The sequence below is a fragment of the Chitinophaga sp. CCNWYY40 genome (assembly GCF_037483205.1).
GTDB lineage: Bacteria > Bacteroidota > Bacteroidia > Chitinophagales > Chitinophagaceae > Chitinophaga > Chitinophaga ginsengisegetis.
Map to the genome: position 1 here is coordinate 1 of NZ_JBBHLF010000006.1, position 19,392 is coordinate 19,392.

Genomic DNA, 19,392 nt, shown 5'->3' on the forward strand with positions numbered 1-19,392 from the left:
GATCCACGTGTTTCGTTGGCTAATCTGCTGCAAAACAACTATTTTTTGTCTTATCCCCCAACTTTTCAACTTGATCCCAAAAATGGTTATCTTTATAAAATAGCTTCGCTCTTTGTAAAGTCATGTAAGCCCAATCGCCAACGCGATCTTCATAAAACAAAAAACCCCACGCGATGCGTGAGGTTTCAAATTCTCCAGTGATCCCCTTGGGACTCGAACCCAAGACCCATACATTAAAAGTGTATTGCTCTACCAACTGAGCTAGGAGATCCTTTGCTGTTAAGCGGTTGCAAAAATAGGAATATTTTTATTTCCGCCAAACTTTTATTCAAAAATATTCCCAAACCCACTCCCACAAAGTATTATAACACCTCATGCCCAAAAATAGTTCATTACATTTCTGTAAATGCCTTGTAATAATTTGATGTTACTCACCTATTTTTGTGGGGCTAAATTATACCCATGAAAACGTACTTTCAGAATAAAACGGTTGTCATCACCGGCGGATCGTCAGGAATTGGTAAAGCCCTTGTAACAGAATTACTGGCACATGGCGCTAATGTGGCTGTTTGCGGCAGAAAGCAGGCTGCCCTCACTGACCTGCAACAGGAAGTCAATAACACCCGGCTGTTTACTTTCGTTGCGGATGTCAGTATAGAGGCCGAATGCAAAGCCTTTATTGAAAGTACCATCAGTAAGTTCGGAAAAATAGATATCCTGATCAATAATGCAGGCATTTCCATGCGCGCCCTGTTCCGCGACCTGGATGTAAGTGTATTGAAATCGCTGATGGATATCAATTTCTGGGGAACTGTATACTGTACCAAATTTGCATATCCTTCTATTCAGGCTAACAAAGGAACCATTGTAGGGGTATCTTCCATTGCCGGGTACAGGGGCTTACCGGCGCGTACCGGCTACTCTGCGTCCAAGTTCGCCATGCAGGGTTTCCTGGAAGCGCTGCGCACCGAAAATTTACATACAGGCGTTAACGTGATGTGGGTATGTCCCGGATTCACGGCGTCGAATATACGTAATACCGCTCTCAATCCACAGGGACAGGCACAGAGCGAAACTCCGCTGGATGAAGGTAAGCTGATGAGCGCAGAAGCAGTGGCAGCAGCTATTGCCACCGCCATCGCCAAACGAAAACGTACGCTGGTACTCACCGGCCAGGGCAAGCTTACCGTGCTGTTAAGTAAACTCCTCCCCGGCTTCCTCGACAAAATGGTTTACAATCACTTTAAAAAAGAACCCGGTTCTCCTCTTCAGTAAGTAACCAATCTTTTCACTGTAGCCGTTAACGTTAGTGCAAAAAATTCCGCTGAAAATACGATCGCCTCGGCTTTTTTGTCTTTATTTGCACTAAGTTTATTTCACTTAACCCCCAATGGCATCTTTTTTGGAAGGAAAGCGCACTTTTAATTTGCCATTCCGGATAAATGAAAAACGGATAGACGAGTGAGGACGGGAATTGATTCGTGGGTTTTGAACACTGGGATTTGGATTTAGATTTTCGGGCATGTCCATTATAACTTTAACATCAGACATAGGAATGCAGGATTACCTGGTAGGTGCCATTAAAGGGCAGCTCTGGCAATACTGCCCGGAATGTCATGTTACGGACGTCACACACCATATCAGCCCTTTTAATTTACCACAGGCTACTTATATCTGCAAAAGCGCCTTTGCCTATTTCCCGCTGGGAACCTTCCACTTTGTACTAATCAATTTATTCGATAAACGACCGGATCACGTACTGGTAGCTGAACACAACGGGCAATACATTGGCTGCGCCGACAATGGCCTGCTCACCATGATTGCCGGAGGTATGCCGGAGAAGGTCATTAAACTGCCCCTTCCGCCGGATGCACCCAGGAACACATTTACCATCATCCAGCTCATGGCCTCTGCCGCCCGGGAACTAAGCCGCGGCAAAGCTCTCGGTGAACTGGGTCCGCTCACCCAGCAGATCCACGTAAAACACAACCTGCAGCCACTTGTAGGCGACGACTTCATAGAAGGACAGATCATTCATATCGACAGCTTCGAAAACGTAGTAGTAAATATTACCCGCCAACAGTTCGATATGCAATGTAAAAACCGGAAGTTCCGCATCTTCTTCCGCCGCGATGAAGTCATCAGCCAGATCAGCGAAACCTATGCAGACGTTCCCGAAGGCACCAAACTCGCCCTCTTCAACGCTGCCGGTTACCTGGAAATAGCCATCAATAAAGGAAATGCAGCCGGCCTGTTCGGCCTGCAGGGCTTCCGCCGCGACCAGCTCACACAGCCGGCCGGATACCAGCAACTGTCATACTACCAAACTGTCAGAATAATTTTTCAATGATTAACCGTATCGTTAAAATGGAATTTGACCCGGAAAAAGTAAACACCTTCCGGGAACTCTTTGCCAAACAACAGGAACTCATCCGGAATTTCCCCGGATGCCTCCACCTGGAACTATGGGAACATGCCGCCTCCGGAAACACCTGGTTCACCTTCAGCCAATGGGAATCTGAAACCGCACTCGAAAAGTACCGCCAGTCCCCCCTCTTCCGGGAAACATGGGCCGCCACCAAAGCGCTTTTCAATGCGAAACCCGCCGCATGGACCGTCCAAACAGCCGTGAGCCTGTAACCTTCAGCGCTTAATCATTGAATTATAATGCTTTTTTAATCTCCCGGAAAACTCCCATCCGGCGCCCGGATGCTGCTAGCCAAAGGCTAACAGCTAAAAAGATATTTACAAAAAGTTAAAACTGTTCGCCAGATTAGCATAATTTGCTGTTTTTTATATTTTTGTCGGACCTTAAAACAACCTTATGAATTTTAAAAGGACCAACAACATGGTCGGCTGGGTCATCTGCATCATTGCCTGCTTTGTTTACATTAAAACGATGGAAGCTACAGGCAGCTTGTGGGACTGCGGCGAGTTTATTTCAAGTGCTTACAAAGTACAGATTCCCCATCCGCCCGGAGCGCCATTGTTCGTGTTGCTTGGAAGATTGTTTAGTATGTTCCTGAAACCATCTCAGGCCGCCCTGGGCGTAAATACCATGACAGCCCTGGCCAGTGGTTTCACCATCCTGTTCCTGTTCTGGACCATTACCCACTTCGCACGCAGACTCATGGTGAAAGCCGGTGAAGAGATCTCCCGCGAAAAAATGATCGCTATCATGGGCGCAGGCGCCGTAGGTGCCCTGGCCTACACCTTCTCCGACTCATTCTGGTTTTCCGCCGTGGAAGGTGAAGTATATGGTATGTCCTCTTTCTTTACCGCCATCGTTTTCTGGGCCATCCTGAAATGGGAACATGAAGCCGATGAACCCTATGCAGACCGCTGGATCGTCCTCATCGGATACCTCCTCGGCCTCTCTATCGGCGTCCATCTGCTCAACCTCCTCACCATCCCCGCTATGGTAATGGTGTACTACTTCAGACGCTTTAAGGTAACCGGCTGGGGCACATTCTGGGCCTTCGTTATCGGTTGCGGCATCACCGGCCTCGTACAGAAATATCTCATCCAGGATACCGTAAAGGCATCCGGATATATGGACGTATTCTTCGTAAATACCCTCGGAATGGGATACTTCTCCGGATTTATCTTCTATTTCGTACTCATCATAGCCCTGCTGGTTATCGGCTACCGTAAACCAAAATTCGGTATCTACGCACCTTTCATCGTTATCGCTACCATCATCCTGGTACCTGCATTTAACGAGGCAAGCGGCGGCACCATCGCCTTCAAATTCTTACTGGCTGGTTTCTTTATAGCCATCCCATACCTGCTGAAAACAGTAGGCGTGAAAATGGATGTATCCAAAACAGCACACTTCAGCCGGCTGACGATCTCCTTCGTGCTGTTTATGCTGGTAGGCTACTCTACTTATATTACCACAATGGTACGCTCTACTGCCAATCCTTCAGTAGATATGTACAACGTAGATAACCCCATCTCCCTGGTAGGTTACCTCGGTCGTGAACAATACGGCGACTTCCCGCTGGTATACGGCCAGGTGTTCACTGCCCGCCCAACCGGGTACAAAGAAGGCGGCAACATCTACGCACGCGGCGCGAAAAAATATGAAATCGCCGGCAAGAAAATGGAACCGGAATACGATCCGGCTGATATGATGCTCTTCCCACGCGTTTGGGACGCCAGCAACGATCAGGGCCACGCCGATTACTACCGCACCTGGCTGGGCCTCCAGCAAGGCGAAAAACCAGGCTTTATCGATAACATGAAATTCTTCTTCCAATACCAGGTGAACTTCATGTATGCCCGCTATTTCCTCTGGAACTTCGCCGGTAAACAAAACGATACACAAGGCTACGGTAACGTACGTGACGGTAACTGGATCTCAGGTATTCCGTTCATCGATAACTTCTTCTATGGCGACCAGTCCATGATACCAGACAGTCTGAAAGACAACAAGGCACACAACACCCTGTTCTTCCTGCCATTCATTCTCGGTGTCATCGGGTTCTTCTATCAATATAATAATCACCGTAAAGATACCCTCATCGTATCCCTCCTGTTCTTCTTTACAGGTTTCGCGATCGTTATCTACCTCAACCAGGCAGGTAACCAGCCGCGTGAACGTGACTACGCCTACGTAGGCTCCTTCTACGCATTTGCTATCTGGATCGGTTTGGGCGTACTGTCGGTATACAGCTTCCTGAAAAAGAGGATCAAAAGCGCTCTTACCCCCGTACTGGCTACTGCTATCTGCCTGCTCGCCGTACCGGTACTGATGGCCTTCCAGGAATGGGACGACCACGACCGCTCTACCAAATACGTAGCCAGAGACGTGGCCAAAGATTATCTGGAGTCCTGCCAGAAAAATGCTATCCTGTTCACCGTTGGAGATAACGATACTTACCCTCTCTGGTACGCACAGGAAGTAGAAGGCATCCGCCCTGATATCAGGGTGATCAACCTCAGCCTCCTCGGGGTGGACTGGTACATCGATCAGATGCGCAGAGCCGTAAACGAAAGCCCTGCTATTCCAATGACCTGGTCTGCCGATAAATATAAAGGTGAAAACCGCAACTATATCCGCTTCTTCGATCCCGGAAATATTCCTGCCGACAAATACTTTAACCTGAAAGAAATCATGAACTTCATGGGAAGCGATGATGTAAACAGTAAAGTAACCACGCAGGATGGCGGCGCAGAAAACTTCCTGCCTACCCGTCAGCTGTTTATCCCGGTAGACAAGCAGGCGATCCTCGCCAATGGAGTGGTAGCGGCGAAAGACAGTGCGAAGATCTTAGCTTCCATGCCTTTCAAAATCACCAAAAACTACCTGCTGAAAAATGACCTCGCAGTATATGATATCATCGCTGCCAACGACTGGAAACGGCCTATCTATTTCACCAGCCCTACCGATCTTGGCCTGAATGAATACATGCAAACCGATGGTCTTACCTACCACCTGGTGCCTTTGCCAAAAGCTACATCTACTGATCCGCTGGGCATGGACATCAATGCGAACGTAGGTGTGATGTACGATAACCTGATGCACAAATTTGAATTCGGTGGCGCTCAAACACGCGGTACCTACTTCGATGAGCCAAACAGGAAAATGATCATGTACCTCCGTCAGGCATTTACCAAACTGTCGGTAGCCATGACACAGGAAGGCGCCTCTAAAGACAGCGCCCTCAACGTGCTCCGCTACATGGACAAAAACATCATGGAAACCAACTTCCCGTATGCACTCACTACACCTGGTAACATGCACAACTATACTTCTATCCAAACCATCTACGCCTATTACATGGCCGGCGATGCGAAAAGGGCAGAAGAACTGTCGAACCAGGTGATCAAGGACTGTGAACAGCAGCTACGCTACTACAGCTCCCTGCCGCCAAACAGGATGACCAACGACTTACAACGCGATGGTCAGAATGCACAACAGTTCATTACCTGGTTAAACCAGATGAAAGGTGAATTTGGTCCTAACGGCACAAGAAAAAATAAAGACGGCGCCGTACAGGTGAATACCGGCGATTCCAATGCAGTACCGCAAGGCGCTGCGGATTCCGCAAAGTAACCGTCAACATACCCGATATAAAAAGGAAAGCCCATACCGGTTGGTATGGGCTTTCCTTTTTTATTAATATTAATTACTCTGCTCTTAAACTCTTAACCGGGTTAACCAGCGCTGCCTCGGTCATGTCCGTTATGGGACATCCACAAAAAAATCCGAAGATCCCGGCCGGGCCGTTATCTTCGGATCCATCATCCAACAAGGATGATATGCTATTACAGGTTACTTACAATAGTTCTCCAGAAAGCAGCGCTGGCCTTCACTTCAGGAACATTGTAATCCCAGTGGTATTCGTATTCTGCAGAAAACAAACCTTTGAACTTCTGATTTTTCAGTGTTTCCAGCACTTTCGGCATCTGGCAAACACCATTACCCCAAACTACATCGTGAGAATCACGAGATTTGTCGTTCAGATCCTTGAAATGCAGGCTTACAATATGACCATCCAGTTTTTTGATACATTCTACCGGATCCAGTCCTGAGCGCACCCAGTGACCAATATCCGCACAGGCGCCCATTAATTTGCTTCTGCCTTTGATCGCTTCCAGCACCGTTTCAGGGCTCCAGTAACGGCTTGGTTTCGGGTGATCATGTATCGCCAGCTTAATCTGGTATTGATCACACAGGGAAGAAATCAGGTCCAGGTCTTCCGGCTTAGGCTCAGAAGTAATGCTCTGGATGCCCATCCTGTTGGCAAAGTCAAACAGCATACGCCATTCTGCAGCCGATTCAGGCACTACCACGCCAAAAGCCTGCAGCACTTTGTGCTTCTTCTTAAACAGCGCTTTTACCTCTTCCTGTTTGGAAGGCGGCATATGGTAATCAAATTTACCTTCAATACCACCACCAATCACCTGGCCGGGATATGCTTCCACGTACTGGATACCGCAGCTGTCCATTTTATCCAGCGCTTCCGCTAAGGTAAAATGATTGAATGTCCACGCCTGCGCTCCCAGCTTCCATCCCAATGCATCTGCCCTGCTCTGGGCAGCTGCCGATTTTGCAAATAATGCAACCGCCAGGCCACCTGCCAGCATCAATGCATTTCTCAGTTTTTTCATATAGCTATTTTTTTGATGATTGAAAGTAGTTGCTTTCAATCTAAAATGCAAGTTTTAGGAGAAGAAAATCATGGTAGATTACTTCCGCCGGAGGCGATCCCCTCCCCGGAGGTTGCACTTTCTCCGCGAAAAGTGGTAAATTTAATTCAGAAGATGAGCTAAGCTATGAGAGGAATACAATTTACCAGGTTCAACCCGGACGAAAACAAAAAACCACCTTTCCAGAAACTACTGGACCTTTTCACCCAACTCCTCACCTACACCAGCGGAGACGTGTCAGAAGCCCTGCAATGGCTTACTGAGCTGGACAACGAATATAATCTCACCAGCCAGGAATACGGTATCGGCGATTTTATTCAGGAGTTGAAAGATAAAGGATACATTCGTGAAAACGAGGAAAGCGGCGCCATAGAAATTACTTCCAAAGGAGAACAAACCATCCGTAAAAACGCATTGGAAGAAATCTTCGGTAAACTGAAAAAATCAGCTACCGGCAATCATAATGTCCGCAAATCCGGCATGGGCGATGAACTCAATGCCGAAACCCGCCCCTTTGAATTTGGCGATGGCGTAGATCAGCTGGACATTACCGCCTCCATCCGTAACGCGCAGATCAATCACGGTATAGACAGTTTCTCCATCAGCCAGGACGACCTGGAAGTAAAAGAAACCGACTTCAAAACACAAACGTCTACCGCCCTGATGATCGATATCTCCCATTCCATGATCCTTTACGGGGAAGACAGGATCACGCCTGCCAAAAAAGTGGCAATGGCGCTGGCAGAACTGATCACCACCCGGTATCCGAAGGATACCCTCGACATCATTGTGTTTGGAAATGACGCCTGGCAGATAGAAATCAAAGACCTTCCCTATCTGCAGGTTGGCCCCTTCCATACCAATACCGTAGCAGGACTGGAATTGGCGATGGATCTGCTCCGCCGCAGGCGCAATCCGAACAAACAGATCTTTATGATCACAGATGGAAAACCCACCTGCCTGAAAATTGGATCACAGTATTATAAAAACAGCTTTGGCCTCGACAGGAAAATACTCAACCGTACCCTCAATCTGGCCGCCCAATGCAAAAAACTGAAAATACCTATCACCACTTTCATGGTGGCCACAGATCCGTGGCTCCAGAAGTTCGTAACAGAATTTACCGAAACCAACAGCGGTAAAGCCTTCTTTTCCGGCACCGATAAACTGGGACAGTTTCTTTTCCGCGATTTCGAAAGCGGTAAAAGAAAGTTTTATTAATAGTAAACAGCAGCATAGTGAAAACCGGATCTCCGCATCCGTCAGAAACTACTGCCAATTTGTAATGCGTAATTATCAATGATGAACACAAACATAAAAACACTAGGCGAACTCAAAAAAAGCGGCTATAAACCAGTTTCCGTAAAAGAAGAGATCAGGCGTAACCTGATCAAAAAACTAAAAGAAAAAGAAAGCACTTTCCCCGGCATCATCGGCTATGAAGATACCGTGATCCCCGATACAGAAAGAGCCCTGCTCTCAAGACATAATATCCTCTTCCTCGGCTTACGCGGTCAGGCGAAAACACGCATGGCCCGCCAGATGACCGACCTGCTGGATGAATATATTCCCGTAGTGGAAGGATCTGAAGTAAATGATGATCCCTTTCACCCGCTCTCCCGCTACGCGAAAGACCTGATCGCCGAAAAAGGCGACCAGACACCCATCACGTGGCTCCACAGCAGCGCACGGTATGGTGAAAAACTCGCCACTCCGGACGTTTCCGTAGCCGACCTCGTAGGCGACATCGATCCTATCAAAGCCGCCAACCTGAAACTCAGCTACGCAGATGAAAGAGTGATCCACTTCGGTATCATCCCACGGTCAAACCGCGGCATCTTCGTGATCAACGAACTCCCCGACCTCCAGGCACGCATACAGGTATCCCTGTTTAACATCCTCCAGGAAGGCGACATACAGATCAGGGGCTTCAAAGTGAGAATGCCGCTGGATATCCTGTTTATCTTTACGGCTAACCCGGAAGACTATACGAACCGCGGCTCTATTGTAACACCGCTGAAAGACAGGATCGAAAGCCAGATCATTACCCACTACCCGAAAACAATAGAAAACTCCCTGCTCATCACAGAACAGGAAGCCGATATCCACGAAGAGCAACAAGCCAAAGTACAAATCGCTGATATGGTGAAACGCCTTATCGAACAGGTGTCCTTTGAAGCCCGCTCCAGTGAATACGTTGATAAGAAAAGCGGTGTGTCTGCCCGCTTAACCATCGCCGCCTATGAAAACGCGGTGAGCGCCGGTGAACGACGCGCCATTATCAACAAGGAAAAGGAAACACAGGTGCGCATCGCCGATCTGCAGGCCATCATTCCTGCCATCACCGGGAAAATAGAACTGGTATACGAAGGCGAACAGGAAGGCCCGCTCCAGGTAGCCCATAACCTGCTGGACAAAGCCATTCGCACCCTCTTTGCCATCTACTTCCCCAACCCGGACTCCTTTAAGAAAAAGAAAGCCGGCGCACCCGCTGAAAACCCCTACCGTAGCGTGATTCAATGGTTCGATAAAGGTAATTCCGTTCAACTCCTGCAGGATATCAGCGACAAACAATACGATGCTACCCTCAGTAAAGTAGAAGGGCTGAAAGATCTCATCAAAGCCCGCTTCCCGAAAGCCAATAGCAAAGAAGCCCTGCTGCTCATGGAGTTCGTGCTGCATGGCCTCTCGTCCTACTCGCTCATCAGCAAAAAAGTAGTGGAAAACGAAACACGCTTCAGCGATCTGCTGGGCACTATGATGAACTTCAGTCTTGGCGGGGAAAGCGAAGAACCGGAGGAGGAATAGTATTAATGCTCTTGTTTAATATCGGCGTAATCATTCAGTGATTACGCCGATACTATTTTAAAATAGTATTTAAATCGCAAGATGGATACCTTGCTCCCAAAAGCCCCCATCTAAAATATTCCAGTTCCCAAAGAAAAAAATAAAATCAGCGTAATCCATGTAATCAGTTCAATCCTGCTCCAAGACAATTTTCATCGCCGGAGGCGATCTCCACCGCTCATAAAATCCGCACAAATAAATCCGCTTTTTTCCCTATTTTGTATTTTTAATTGTCATTTTAACAATTCCACAAAACGTTTTATTACATGAATAATTCCCGAAGAAACTTTATCAAATCTGCCTCCACGTTGATGGCCGGAGCAGGTCTGGTCTCTGCACTGCCCGCCGGGCTGCAGGCATTTCCACTGCGAACAGTAGCCGCCAGCGACCGGCTCAATGTGGCCGCCATCGGCATTAACGGCATGGGTTGGGCAGACCTCACCTCCATGCTGAAAAACCCCGCCGCCCAATGCGTTGCCCTCTGCGACGTGGACAAAAACGTGCTGGATAAACGGGTGGCCGAGCTCGCGCAGAAAGGCATCAAAGTAAAAGCCTACAGCGACTACCGCAAGCTCCTGGAAGACAAAAACATCGATGCCGTTGTTATCGGTACACCCGACCACTGGCATTGTCTGCAAATGACAGATGCCTGCGCCGCCGGTAAAGATGTATACGTAGAAAAACCAATGGGCAACTCTATCATAGAATGCCGCTCAATGGTAGGCGCACAACAGAAATATAACCGCGCCGTACAGGTAGGTCAGTGGCAACGCAGCCAAAAACACTTCAGAGATGCCATCGAATTTGTGCATTCCGGCAAACTGGGCAAAGTTCGCCTGGTAAAAGCCTGGGCCTATATGGGCTGGATGAAATCCATTCCCGTAAAACCAGACGGCACTCCACCTGCAGGCGTGGATTACAAAGCCTGGCTGGGGCCCGCCACCACACGGCCTTTTAACCCCAACCGCTTCCACTTCAACTTCCGCTGGTATTGGGATTATGCTGGCGGCTTAATGACCGACTGGGGCGTGCATCTCCTCGACTACGCCCTGCTGGGCATGAAATCCGGTGCACCCAAATCCATCATGGCCGCAGGCGGTAAATTCGCCTACCCCGATGATGCAGCCGAAACACCGGATACACTCACTACCGTTTATGAATTTGAAGACTATAACATCCAGTGGGAACAGGCCATAGGTATTGATGGCGGCCCTTACGGACGCGATCACGGTATTGCCTTCATTGGCAACAACGGTACGCTGGTGCTGGACCGCGGCGGTTGGGAAGTAATCCCCGAAAAAGGAAAAATGGAAGCCGTACCACGCCAAAAATCCGTTGATAACGGCCTCGACCTCCATACTACCAACTTTGTGGAAGTAATAAAATCCAGGAAACTGGACGACCTCCATGCTTCCGTACAGGTGGGCTCTCTCGTGGCCACTACCGCACAAATGGGTAATATCGCCTATCGCACCGGTAAAAAAGTGTACTGGGATCAGCAAACAGGTAAGTTCACCGACAGCGATGCCAACAAACTGTTAGCAGCAGAATACCATAACGGGTACCATCTGCCTAACGTTACCGCCTGAACGAAAACATAATTTAAATATCATCTACCCGAAAAAAAATAAAAGACACATGCGTACGTTACTGTTATCTGCCTGTACCCTGCTTGCCGTTAGCGCAGCAGCACAAAACAAAGAGCAGATGAAGCCTGAAGCCACGGAAGTATGGGAGCCGGTACCAAAAGTAATTACACCCGGCACAGAAACCCTTACGGCGCCGTCAGATGCCATCGTACTGTTTAATGGAAAGAACCTCGACAGCTGGGAATCAGAAAAAGGAGGTCCGGCCAAATGGGAAGTGAAAGACGATGCTATGACCGTTGTGAAAGGAGGTGGCGTTATCAAAACAAAGGAACAGTTTGAAGACTTCCAGCTGCACATCGAATGGCGCACCCCTGCTGAAGTAAAAGGAGAAAGCCAGGGCCGCGGCAACAGCGGTATCTTTATGCAGGAACAATACGAACTGCAGGTATTGGACAACTATAACAACCGTACCTACTCCAACGGGCAGGCCGGCAGCTTCTACAAACAAAAAATTCCATTGGTAAATGCCTGCAAAAAACCAGGCGAATGGCAAACCTATGATGTGATCTGGACCGCTCCCCGCTTTAACAGCGACGGTTCCCTGAAATCTCCTGCAAGAGCCACTGTACTGCAAAATGGCGTACTGGTGCAGAATAATGTGGAGCTGGAAGGTAAAACAGAATATATCGGCAAACCAACCTATGTAAAACACGGTGCTAAATCCATCGCACTGCAGGACCACGGAAATCCGGTAAGCTTCAGGAACATCTGGATAAGACCCCTGTAAGCCATCATCCTTTTATATGTTATGCAGCGGAGGAAATCCTCCGCTGCATTTTTTTTAAGTTAAACTGTCCTCTTCAATATTCAACGACAAATACACCGCGTCGCTGATCGGATTATCATAATACGCAGCTATCGGCTGAAATCCGAGTGAAGTGTACAAATCAATTGCAGGACGCATATGCGCTAATGTATCCAGCAGGATCCGCTTGTATCCAAGCTCGCGGCTCTCTGCAATAGCTGCACTGGCAAGGGCTTTCCCAACACCATGTCCTTTAAATGCATCCTTTACAAAAAGACGCTTCATTTCTGCAGTAGCTGTACTGTCGTCAAACGACCGGATAGCTACACATCCGGCCAGCTGTCCATCTACCAATGCCAGGAACAATGCACCGGTTGGAGGCACATACACACCCGGCAGGTTTGCCAGCTCATCTTCAAATTGCTGAAAACTAAGATCTACATTTAGCCAATTGGCATATTCGCGAAAAAGCAGCTTCACCTGGTTCAGGTGCTTGGAATCTTCGGCGGTTACTTTAATAATCTCTGTCATAACCACTTCTTTTTAATGTATATAAAACGCAACAAGCCTTCTGCATGCAGAAGGCTTGTTGACCGGAAAATGATGGCAGCTCCATATTTTAATAGAAAATGCCGCCGATATCTTTATTATCAATTACACACGCTGTGTTTAGATAGCTATAGTAAATTATTGATAAATCTCTTGCCTTCTGATAACCTCACCTGCCTCTTGCGGGGTATGCAATATAATCTTTTGAATTGATATTTCAGCATACTTTGCATTATTTCTTTTTTACCCCTGAAGCCAGCCAGCAGCGGGCATCTCCGCATCAAGTCCACCTATACGCCGTGGATGCTTCATAGATACCCCGGGAATACGCCGGGTATACCATATCACCGCAATAGCACATAAATATGCCTCTCTGTTATTGCTAAAATCCATTAAAGTCTTACCGGAAATGAAAAAGCCGCGGTTTACGCGGCTTTAAGAAGAAGATATGTAGAGGTTCCGAGCGGATTCGAACCGCTGTACGAGGTTTTGCAGACCTCTGCCTAGCCACTCGGCCACGGAACCATCAGTTTCAAAATGTTCGCCGTAAGTCCCCCACTGGCGTACATCTCATTCGTTTTGTGGGATTGCAAAAGTAGTGAATTTCTAACAACCACCAAATATTATTTAAAAAATATCTGAAAAAATATTTTGATAATATAGCAGAACAAAGGAATATTGAGGCAGGAAAACAGGAAATGTTGATTTGTGAAAAATAAAAATTAGTACAATGGATAATCGTATTGCAGCATCAGAACTGATCATCAACAACCGCGGAGCCATATATCATCTCGACGTAAGACCGGATGAACTGGCTCATACCATCATCACCGTAGGCGATCCTGACCGTGTCGGTGAAGTAAGCAAACACTTTGATAAAATAGAAGGTAAATATCAGCACCGTGAATTTGTAACGCATACCGGCTATATCGGCAACAAACGACTCTCCGTAGTTTCTACCGGCATCGGCACCGATAATATCGATATCGTACTCAATGAACTGGATGCACTCGTAAATATAGATTTTGAAACACGCCAGGTAAAATCAACGCTCACTTCCCTGCAAATCATCCGCCTCGGCACTTCCGGCGCGCTGCAGGAAAACATACCGGTGGATAGTTTCGTGGTATCGTCCCACGGGCTTGGCCTCGACAACCTCATGAGCTATTATGTGTTTGAAAATACCAGCGCAGAGAAGCAATTGTTAGAGTCGTTCCGCGGACAGGTATTCCTGCAGCCCGGCGGCGCCAATCCTTGTCTCTTTGAAGCATCCGCCAAACTACAGGAACATTTCACAGATGGTTTTCATACAGGCATCACCGTTACCTGCCCGGGTTTTTATGCACCGCAGGGCCGCGTACTCCGTGGCGCCCTGTCTAATCCAGACCTGATCGATAAGCTCACCAGCTTCAGCTACGAACACCACCGCATCACCAACTTTGAAATGGAAACTTCCGGCATCTACGGCATGGGCCGCGTACTGGGGCACGAATGCCTTTCCATAAGCGCCATCGTTGCCAACCGTATCCGCCAGGAATTCAGCAAAGACGGCGGCGCAGCAGTGGCAGCAATGATTGAAAAAGGACTGGGGATCATCGCCGCTATTTAACAACGGCATTAATTTTTTATCTTTGTACCCATGCATAATATTCATTTCTATAAATATCAGGGAACCGGCAATGATTTTATCATCATGGACAACCGGGAAGGGCAATACGACTGGCTTACAGACGAACAGGTGAATGAACTCTGTGACCGCCGCTTCGGCATCGGTGCCGATGGCTTAATGCTGCTCAACAAAAGTGAAGACTACGACTTTGCCATGAAATATTACAACGCAGATGGCCGCGAAGGCACCATGTGCGGTAACGGTGGCAGATGCCTCGTAGCCTTTGCCAATAAAATGGGCGTTGGCGACGGCAACCTCTACTTCATTGCTGTCGACGGAGAACATGAAGCTACCATCGACGGCAGCAACTGGGTAAACCTGAAAATGCAGAATGTGGATGATGTGGAACATGGCCCCCTCTACTACTACCTCAATACCGGCTCCCCGCATTTTGTGAAATTTGTGGAAGATGTGCAGGCGGTAGATGTGTTTAACGAAGGCCGTGGCATCCGCTACAACGACCGCTTCGCAGCGGAAGGTACCAACGTGAACTTTGTACAGAAATTTGAAAGCGGCATATTTGTGCGGACCTACGAAAGAGGTGTGGAAGATGAAACCTACTCCTGTGGCACCGGCGTAACCGCCGCTGCACTCACTTTTGCAGGCGCCGAAGAAAAGGAATACATAGTGCCGGTACAAACTTTAGGCGGACAACTGGAAGTACGCTTCACCAAAACCGGTGAACGGACCTTTGAAAATATCTGGCTCTGTGGTCCGGCTACGCTGGTGTTTGAAGGCGAGATTGCTAAATAATTAAAACTATAAATAAGAAAGCCGCTCAATTACTTGGGCGGCTTTCTTATTTATATCCGTAACCTTATTTTCTTCTGAACACCTTGTTGCCCGCCTTACGTAACGTAGCCGCAACAGTATGATTAATATCTTCCGATACCTGCATCAGCAATATGGCGCCACCAAACAACACGAGGAACAACAGTCCGTGTACTACAATACTGATAAAAGGATTACCCAGGGGCGGAAGCAGGCTGCTGATATAGTATATCGCCACACTGGCCACTACTGCCTTCAGCGTATTAATAGAAAACGGCTGCAGTCCGAAACGCTTCCGGATAAACAATAAGCGGATACCGTTAAACACAAACTGCGAGATCATCATGGAATAACCCGATCCCACCATACCATACTTCTTTATCAGGAAATAATTCAGTGGAATAGACAATATCACCAGCACCGTGGCCGAAGTAAGATCAAACCGCCAGAAACGGGAAGTAGCCAGTAACTGCTGATTCACCCCGGTGCCCATGTCAATGATCTTGGCAACACCCATAAAAAATACCAGGTACTTAGCCGAAGAATACGCATGCGGCATGATCCGGTATATATCATCAATGTTGAGCCATATCTCCCAGAAAATAAAAAGCGCAGCTACCAGCTGTAAAATCGACGACTTCTTATAAATTTCATCAATCTTAGCCATGTTCTTATCCTTCCACGACTGGGCAATAATAGGTGTGGCAATAGAAGAAATACTCCTCTGCGGCACCTGTATCAGCTGGGCCATGTAAGTGGCAATGGTCATATACGCCGCCTCATCCAATCCGCTGATACTCGCAATGATCAACGCCCCTATGTTCTGCGACAGGAGGTTAAAAATAGTAGCCGATGTAAGGGAAAACGCATAGATCATCATCCGCTTATACAGCCGGGATGTAACACTGCTCACCCTTATGGAGAAATACAACAGGTCCTTGCGCCAGAGATAAAAGAGCAACAGCACCAGCGCAATGATATACAGGAGGCTGAAAAGCCACATGAAAACAATGAAACTGATCAGCTTGAATACATACAGGCCAATAATAGCCGAAGTCATAATCCTGATCAGCAGTTCCTTCAGGAAGTTGGGCGCCACCGTTTCATGCCGCGACCAGCTATAGCTTTCAAATACCGAAAACAATACAATCCCCGTCACAAAAGGATACAGGAAATAGAAGTACTCTATAAGCAGGGGCGATTTCGTTACATATTTCCTGACAATCAGATCCTTAAACACCACCGTCCCCACAAAAAACAACGCCAGCCCTATCAGGGTGGCAATTACCACCCAACCCATCAGGTCATTTTTCTTCTCCGGCAAATGATAGGCATAGTAAGGATAAAACCGGTTGATCATCAAACCCGTGCTGAACGTGCAAAACGGTACCACAATCACCCCTATATCCCCTATGATCCGGGTTAACCCGAATTGATCCCCGCTGAAAAATACCGGAAACAGTAATAACGTATTGATCCCGCCTATCGCAAAGCCCAAATAAATCAACACCGACGACCGCAGACTCTGATGTTTTACAACTCCCATTTATATATAAAATATTTTAACTGTTTCCTGTTGCACAATATTACATCAAATGAAAACAGGATTCAACATTTTAACTACCTTTGCGCCCGATGATCCAGTATTTTACAAATATAGATTCCAAAACTGTAGAAATACACCAGCCGGAAAACGGTGCCTGGGTAAATATTACCCCCCCGCTTAAACAGGCCGAATTTGAACAGTTATCTGAGGAACTCGATATTCCCCTGGACTTCCTCACGGATTCCCTCGATATTGACGAAAAAGCCAGGTTTGAGCTGGAAGACAATGTAAAGCTCATTGTTCTGAAAACGCCGACCGAAAATAATTCGATCAACGAAAGCGAAGCCTATTACATCACCATCCCCATCGTAATTATCCTGACCCACCACCAGATCATTACGGTGAACTCCTTCGACAATACCGCCATCAAAAAGTTCCTGAATACTTTTCATAACCGGTCTCCCGAAAAAAGGAACATGATGGTCCTGAAAATATTTGAGAAAGTGGTCATCAATTTCCTCGATTACCTGAAGGAAATTAACCAGCGCAGGAACATGCTGGAGGCTAAATTATACGATTCCAACCGGAACGAAGAACTCCTGGGTATTATGCGTATCCAGAAAAGCCTGGTGTATTTTGTAACCGCCCTGCGCAGTAACGAGCTGCTGCTCATGAAGCTGGAACGGACCAATTTCCTGGGACTGAATGAAGATGAAAAAGAATTCCTGCAGGATCTGATTGTAGATACTTCCCAGGCGCTGGAAATGGCCAACGTATATACGAACATCCTCAGCAGTACAATGGATGCCTTTGCCAGCATCATCTCCAATAACCTCAACGTGGTGATGAAGCGGCTTACCTCCATTACCATTATCCTTACATTTCCCATGCTGGTGGCCAGTATCTATGGCATGAACGTGGATATCCCCTACCAGCATACCCTTCACGCCTTCTATATACCGGTTATTTTGTCGATCGCTATTTCGGTAGTCATCAGCTGGTATTTTATGAAGAAGAAGTGGTTTTAGCCCTTTTTAAATAAGCATATGCAAACAGGATTTAACGTAAGAGTATACGGCATCATGATCAACGATCAGAAGCAGGTGCTGGTAAGCGATGAGTATATCCGTGGGGGTTATTATACCAAATTCCCCGGCGGCGGCCTGGAGTTCGGGGAAGGCACCCTGGAGTGCATCGTCCGCGAATGGCAGGAAGAACTGGGCCAGGATGTAAAAGTGGTAGAACATATCTATACCACCGACTTCTTCCAGATCTCGGCTTTCGATAACGTTACACAGATTATCTCTATTTATTACCTCGTAACGCCGCTGTCGCCGTTCACGGCATCGGTCAGCACTACGCCGTTCGACTTTACCATACCGGAAGGCGTGGAAGAAGTGGAACGCGCCCGCTGGATCAGCTGGGACGAGTTTTCGTCAAGCGCCGTAACCCTGCCCATCGATAAAGTAGTGGCAGACATGGTAAAAGCAAAATATTAAAAAAGAAAGGGGCTGTTTAATCAAACAGCCCCTTTCTTTTTATCAGTTGTTGGTAACAGGTTCTTCAAACGGTTGCTCCTTCCCCATGGCCGCCGCCTTCATCTGCCTGGCGGTGTCATGCCCCAGGTAACGCTCTATCCGGTGCTCTATAAAATAGATCAGCGGCGTAAGCGCCACCGCCACCACAAACTTATAGCTGTAGTTCACCAGGCATATAGCCAGTACCCGTTGCCAACTCCAGTCGTTCCCCAGCTTAAAGGCAATGTACAATACAATAAAGCTGTCTACCAGCTGCGATACAATGGTGGAACCGGTTGCCCTCAGCCATACATGCTTTTCGCCGGTACGCTTTTTAATTTTATGGAACACGGTCACATCCACGATCTGGCTTACCAGGAAGGCTGTTAAGCTACCCAGGATGATCCACATACCCTGACCAAAAATGCTGGTAAAGGCATTCTGCATATCGGGGATACCGGCATCGGCGCGGCTGCCTTTCCACCAACCGTCGGCGGGCACGCTCATGGCTACCCAAAACATAATAAACGCATAGGAGATCAATCCCACGGCGATATAAGAAATACGGCGCACGGCCTTCGGGCCAAAGTATTCATTCACAATATCCGTCATCACAAATTCCAGCGGCCATAACAACACCCCAGCCGTTAAGGTATACGCCAATCCACTTTCGCCGAACAGGGTGAAGGTGTGCACAGGCAATCCCAGTAACTTCTCCAGGGAAAATAGTTTACCGCCAATACATTCTGCAATCAGCGCATTCGCCACAAAGAAGCTGGTAAATATCACGAACAGTTTGGTGGGCCTATCGTTTAACAGATTTCTGAGCATTAGTAATTAACTATAAGTTGAAATATAAGGATAGCAATATTGAACAAATATAACCAGGGCGGTAATGTTTTCCATTGTATTTTTTTTAACAATAATAACACACCCGTCAG

16 protein-coding genes and 2 tRNA genes are annotated in these 19,392 nt (G+C 47.5%); 12 read left to right on the forward strand and 6 right to left on the reverse strand.

The window, feature by feature from the left end; translation table 11 throughout:
* Positions 1–198: 198 nt before the first annotated feature.
* Positions 199–271: transfer RNA gene (locus V7S65_RS22780), tRNA-Lys, on the reverse strand.
* A 191-nt stretch (positions 272–462) separates the two neighbouring features.
* Between V7S65_RS22780 and V7S65_RS22785 the strand changes: the two genes are divergently transcribed.
* The 4 genes from V7S65_RS22785 (at position 463) to V7S65_RS22800 (ending at position 6,061) form a co-directional block, all read left to right on the forward strand.
* Positions 463–1,275, forward strand: coding sequence for an SDR family oxidoreductase (locus V7S65_RS22785; RefSeq protein ID WP_079472865.1), 813 nt, complete (start codon positions 463–465; stop codon positions 1,273–1,275).
* Between the two features lie 247 nt (positions 1,276–1,522).
* Complete coding sequence (locus tag V7S65_RS22790) at positions 1,523–2,350, forward strand: SAM hydrolase/SAM-dependent halogenase family protein (protein WP_079472864.1); 828 nt, start codon at positions 1,523–1,525, stop codon at positions 2,348–2,350.
* Positions 2,347–2,640 (forward strand): putative quinol monooxygenase, encoded by a 294-nt coding sequence (locus V7S65_RS22795; protein ID WP_336387913.1) that lies wholly within the window; start codon positions 2,347–2,349, stop codon positions 2,638–2,640. The genes V7S65_RS22790 and V7S65_RS22795 overlap by 4 nt, the downstream gene beginning before the upstream one ends.
* A gap of 184 nt (positions 2,641–2,824) precedes the next feature.
* Positions 2,825–6,061 carry a glycosyltransferase family 117 protein gene (locus V7S65_RS22800; RefSeq protein ID WP_336387914.1) on the forward strand — a complete coding sequence of 1,079 codons (3,237 nt, stop codon included), beginning with the start codon at positions 2,825–2,827 and terminating at the stop codon, positions 6,059–6,061.
* A gap of 212 nt (positions 6,062–6,273) precedes the next feature.
* On the opposite strand, the gene V7S65_RS22805 is transcribed toward V7S65_RS22800, so the two are convergent.
* The gene (locus V7S65_RS22805) at positions 6,274–7,119 is read right to left on the reverse strand and encodes a sugar phosphate isomerase/epimerase family protein (RefSeq protein WP_079472861.1); all 846 of its coding nucleotides are present in this window, start codon (positions 7,117–7,119) and stop codon (positions 6,274–6,276) included.
* Positions 7,120–7,284: 165 nt separating this feature from the next.
* Here V7S65_RS22805 and V7S65_RS22810 point away from each other — a divergent pair, with 165 nt between their 5' ends.
* From V7S65_RS22810 to V7S65_RS22825, 4 genes are all read left to right on the forward strand, one after another.
* Positions 7,285–8,379, forward strand: a complete 1,095-nt coding sequence (locus V7S65_RS22810) for a vWA domain-containing protein (RefSeq protein WP_079472860.1) — start codon at positions 7,285–7,287, stop codon at positions 8,377–8,379.
* 81 nt (positions 8,380–8,460) lie between these two features.
* Positions 8,461–9,966 (forward strand): sigma 54-interacting transcriptional regulator, encoded by a 1,506-nt coding sequence (locus tag V7S65_RS22815; protein ID WP_079473121.1) that lies wholly within the window; start codon positions 8,461–8,463, stop codon positions 9,964–9,966.
* Positions 9,967–10,271: 305 nt separating this feature from the next.
* On the forward strand, positions 10,272–11,594 hold the full coding sequence (locus V7S65_RS22820; RefSeq protein WP_111579687.1) for a Gfo/Idh/MocA family protein: 1,323 nt from the start codon (positions 10,272–10,274) through the stop codon (positions 11,592–11,594).
* 49 nt (positions 11,595–11,643) lie between these two features.
* Entirely contained in the window at positions 11,644–12,381 is a 738-nt protein-coding gene (locus V7S65_RS22825) for a 3-keto-disaccharide hydrolase (protein WP_079472858.1), read from the forward strand.
* Positions 12,382–12,435: 54 nt separating this feature from the next.
* On the opposite strand, the gene V7S65_RS22830 is transcribed toward V7S65_RS22825, so the two are convergent.
* Together V7S65_RS22830 and V7S65_RS22835 are read right to left on the reverse strand one after the other, a co-directional pair.
* Complete coding sequence (locus V7S65_RS22830) at positions 12,436–12,930, reverse strand: GNAT family N-acetyltransferase (RefSeq protein ID WP_079472857.1); 495 nt, start codon at positions 12,928–12,930, stop codon at positions 12,436–12,438.
* Between the two features lie 472 nt (positions 12,931–13,402).
* Positions 13,403–13,473 (reverse strand) — tRNA-Cys (locus V7S65_RS22835).
* 205 nt (positions 13,474–13,678) lie between these two features.
* Here V7S65_RS22835 and V7S65_RS22840 point away from each other — a divergent pair.
* Positions 13,679–14,557, forward strand: coding sequence for a nucleoside phosphorylase (locus tag V7S65_RS22840; RefSeq protein ID WP_336387915.1), 879 nt, complete (start codon positions 13,679–13,681; stop codon positions 14,555–14,557).
* A gap of 30 nt (positions 14,558–14,587) precedes the next feature.
* Positions 14,588–15,370 carry a diaminopimelate epimerase gene (gene dapF, locus V7S65_RS22845; protein ID WP_079472855.1) on the forward strand — a complete coding sequence of 261 codons (783 nt, stop codon included), beginning with the start codon at positions 14,588–14,590 and terminating at the stop codon, positions 15,368–15,370.
* A 64-nt stretch (positions 15,371–15,434) separates the two neighbouring features.
* Here the strand turns inward: dapF and V7S65_RS22850 are convergent, their stop codons facing one another.
* Positions 15,435–16,934, reverse strand: a complete 1,500-nt coding sequence (locus tag V7S65_RS22850) for a polysaccharide biosynthesis C-terminal domain-containing protein (protein ID WP_079472854.1) — start codon at positions 16,932–16,934, stop codon at positions 15,435–15,437.
* An 89-nt stretch (positions 16,935–17,023) separates the two neighbouring features.
* Between V7S65_RS22850 and V7S65_RS22855 the strand changes: the two genes are divergently transcribed.
* Positions 17,024–17,962 (forward strand): magnesium transporter CorA family protein, encoded by a 939-nt coding sequence (locus V7S65_RS22855; RefSeq protein WP_079472853.1) that lies wholly within the window; start codon positions 17,024–17,026, stop codon positions 17,960–17,962.
* A gap of 18 nt (positions 17,963–17,980) precedes the next feature.
* The gene (locus V7S65_RS22860; protein ID WP_079472852.1) at positions 17,981–18,433 is read left to right on the forward strand and encodes an NUDIX domain-containing protein; all 453 of its coding nucleotides are present in this window, start codon (positions 17,981–17,983) and stop codon (positions 18,431–18,433) included.
* Positions 18,434–18,475: 42 nt separating this feature from the next.
* Here the strand turns inward: V7S65_RS22860 and V7S65_RS22865 are convergent, their stop codons facing one another.
* A complete protein-coding gene (locus V7S65_RS22865) occupies positions 18,476–19,282 on the reverse strand; it encodes a queuosine precursor transporter (protein ID WP_336387916.1) in 807 nt (268 codons plus the stop codon).
* Between the last annotated feature and the right edge of the window lie 110 nt (positions 19,283–19,392).